Raw genomic sequence first — 2,847 nt, forward strand, 5'->3', positions numbered from 1 at the left:
CGAACAATTTCGATCGCTAACCGAGATGGAAGAACCTCACTCTCGTCATAGACGACCCAGATTTCAGGTCGGTCATCAGGCTTCAGCACTTGCTTTTGCCGGTCCATCCGCAGATTTACCTGCTTCTCAACCTGCTCGGCAGTCTGTTCTGGAGTGACAGCTGCTTCATGGGCTAGCGCGTAGGCGCGGGTCTGCATGAGCCCGGTGATCATCAGTGGCTCGAAGATCTCGATCTGCTTGGCAGCGGACTCGATTCCCAGGAATTCCATGAAGGGCTTAGGGAGTCGGCCGTACTTCGACCACCAGCCGCGCTGGGTGCCGAGCTGCCGCAGCTCCATGCACCGCTCGACTTGCTCCGGATCGGTGACGCCGTAGATGCTAAGGAGCTTCTCCAGCTCGGCGATCACGATGCGGCTCTCGCCGTTCTCGATGTTCTGGACCTTGCTCACCGAGCAGCCCAGGCGCCTCGCGGCATCTTCGCGTTCCAGTCCGGCGGCGCGCCGTGCCTGTAGCAGCGTCTCGCCGAGCCCCCATCGGGCGACGGTCGGGCCAAGCGGTCGCTTCATGTGTCTACCTTCCTCGGTCGACGATGGCGAATCTTCAAGGTACATGTGCCCCAAGAGAGGAAGACCATCCGGTGACGACACGAAAAAAGTCATCAAAATCTGTGTCACATGATTGACTTCATAGTCAACTCTATGGAAGACTCTGATCACACGCCCGTTAAGGTACGAACTTCGTTTCTGGGCCGCTACCCGACAGCTTGGTTCCGGGTTCTGGTGGGGTTTTGCAGGGCGGAAGTCTTGCAGGGTGGAGCAGAACTGCCGTCGCCTCCCCCGAACCGGCCCGCCCGGCCTGGTGATGGTCACCTCATCGAAGGGGCCGGACCGGGCGGGCATCTACAACCGCATACGGCCGCACACAGACTGCGGCCCGCGCCGGGGATGATCTTTGGACGGATTGACCCGGCGCGGGCCGCTTACCCAGAGAAACCGAGGCTTCTCATGGCACTTCTGAGCGTACCTGTCGATCCGGTCCCCGCCTGGGTCAAGATCGACCTGCAACTGCACCGGCCCTACCGCACGTTCTTCGGCTTCGGCCACCTGCGCTGCGAGTGGTGCGGCGAAGCCTGGGGCCGCCACGGCTGTCCCGCCCGTGAATCGGCCGCCCGCCTCTTCGTCTACACCGCCCGACCACCCGCCATCGAAGCCGCACTCCTCGGCGGCGACCTCACCCCCATCGACCTCCGCCTGCGCCGCGGAGCCCGCTCCGGCACCGGCCGCCACCGCCGCAAACCCCGCCCCTACCCACCCGATCACCAACCGCCGAACCCGCTGGCCGCCTTCCACTTCCCGGCGGTGACCGCATGACCGACCCCATGGCTGATCTCGTTCCCGACCGCATGGACCTCATCGCCGAATGGACTACCGCCTCACACGAAAAACTCGAGCTCTACACCGACCTCGGCACCGGCGACGCCAGGCTCCTGCTCATCACCGACCGAACTCCCGCCGAACACGTCGCCACCTTCTTCCACGCCTGCGGCGTCACCATCGCCACCGTCTGGAAAGGCACCGCCAGCGCCAACACTCCAGGCCGCACCAACCCCTGGCGCGAAACCCAACGCACCCGCGCTGCCGCCTACATCGCAGCCACCCACGCCGACAACCCAACGGCCAACCCGACCGGGTCCGACATTCCCGGGCGGCACTGATGGCCCGACCCGACCTACTCGCGCTCTACACCCCACCCGACCGACCCTGGCCCGAAATCGAAAACCCACCCGCAACCTTCACCGACGACTGGTACTTCCTCAACGCCCGCAAAGCCATCCACACCGCCCGCCGCCGCCACCTCAGGCGCACCGGCGTCCCCGGCGACTACACCGACCTCAACCCACCACCGCCCTAAAACCCGAAGCGGGGCACGGGTTCTCCACCCGCACCCCGCTCAGCGAGCTTCCAACTTGCGCTCCGTCAGATCAGGCGCGGGTGGCAGGTCCACTGACGGTGCTATCGCGCTCGAGGAGGCCTGCATCGGGAACCGGTGCGCCGGCGGGGACTGCGCCGGTAGATGGTCACTCTGCACTAAAGGCGGCAGCGATGAAGGCACGGGAGGGGCCGGTGGCCGTTTGCGGGGCAAGGCCTCCGAGGGTTCCGGGGCTCCAAGGACTCGGGCGGGCGGCGCACCCGGCCGGGTGCGCGACTGGGGTGGGCGACACGCCCGATCGCAGGGTACTGGCACTGATGTCGTTGTGCCGCTTCGCGTTCGAGCCAGAACATGAGGACTTTCTCCCTGATCGGGTGATGCGGTCGGCCCCGGAGAGGGGGATACTTGAGATACGCACAAGGATATGGAATCCGTACAGAAGTCGAGTAGGTGCAAGCAGACTACGACAAGCCTCTGGCCGACTCGCCGTCCTGACCGATTCCGAGACCACCACCGGACCCATGGACGGGCCGGAGTGTTCTCGCCCTCGAGTGCTATCGGTTCCCGCAGCTTCCCGGTCCGTATCGGGCCGGGTCGGGTGGGAGACGGCCTTGTCGGGATCACCCTGACCTGGCGGCACGTGTCCCGAACGAGGCACACCAGCGCACACGATGCAACGCCGACCATAGCGGGAGTCACGCGCACACCAGGCATAGACGCGAAGCACGCCCTGTTCCGACAGGGACTCCGCACGGTGCCACACCCACACGCGAAGCGACGCCCTTTACGGAGGGACCGTGAAGCGTGCCAGGCATACACGCCAAAACCACACCCTCTCAGGAAGGGACGGCGTACATACCAAACCCGGATCCAGGTCACGGCTACGGCTACGGCTACGGCTACGGCTACGGCTACGGC

Annotated in this window: 4 protein-coding genes; 3 read left to right on the top strand and 1 reads right to left on the bottom strand. The window is 65.2% G+C overall.

The window, feature by feature from the left end; genetic code table 11:
• On the bottom strand, nt 1-566 hold a 566-nt coding region (locus tag FAB82_RS27300), incomplete at its 3' end, for a Scr1 family TA system antitoxin-like transcriptional regulator (RefSeq protein ID WP_168801753.1).
• Nucleotides 567-1,004: 438 nt separating this feature from the next.
• On the opposite strand from FAB82_RS27300, the gene FAB82_RS24380 reads away from it, so the two are divergent.
• The 3 genes from FAB82_RS24380 to FAB82_RS24390 are packed head-to-tail and all read left to right on the top strand — an operon-like array spanning nt 1,005 to nt 1,911.
• Nucleotides 1,005-1,370 (top strand): hypothetical protein, encoded by a 366-nt coding sequence (locus FAB82_RS24380; RefSeq protein ID WP_136537172.1) that lies wholly within the window; start codon nt 1,005-1,007, stop codon nt 1,368-1,370.
• Nucleotides 1,367-1,714 carry a hypothetical protein gene (locus FAB82_RS24385; protein WP_136537173.1) on the top strand — a complete coding sequence of 116 codons (348 nt, stop codon included), beginning with the start codon at nt 1,367-1,369 and terminating at the stop codon, nt 1,712-1,714. The genes FAB82_RS24380 and FAB82_RS24385 overlap by 4 nt, the downstream gene beginning before the upstream one ends.
• Nucleotides 1,714-1,911, top strand: coding sequence for a hypothetical protein (locus FAB82_RS24390; RefSeq protein WP_136537174.1), 198 nt, complete (start codon nt 1,714-1,716; stop codon nt 1,909-1,911). The genes FAB82_RS24385 and FAB82_RS24390 overlap by 1 nt, the downstream gene beginning before the upstream one ends.
• The last annotated feature ends 936 nt before the right edge of the window (nt 1,912-2,847 follow it).

Origin of the sequence: Glycomyces buryatensis (assembly GCF_004912275.1) — a bacterium.
Taxonomy (GTDB): domain Bacteria; phylum Actinomycetota; class Actinomycetes; order Mycobacteriales; family Micromonosporaceae; genus Glycomyces; species Glycomyces buryatensis.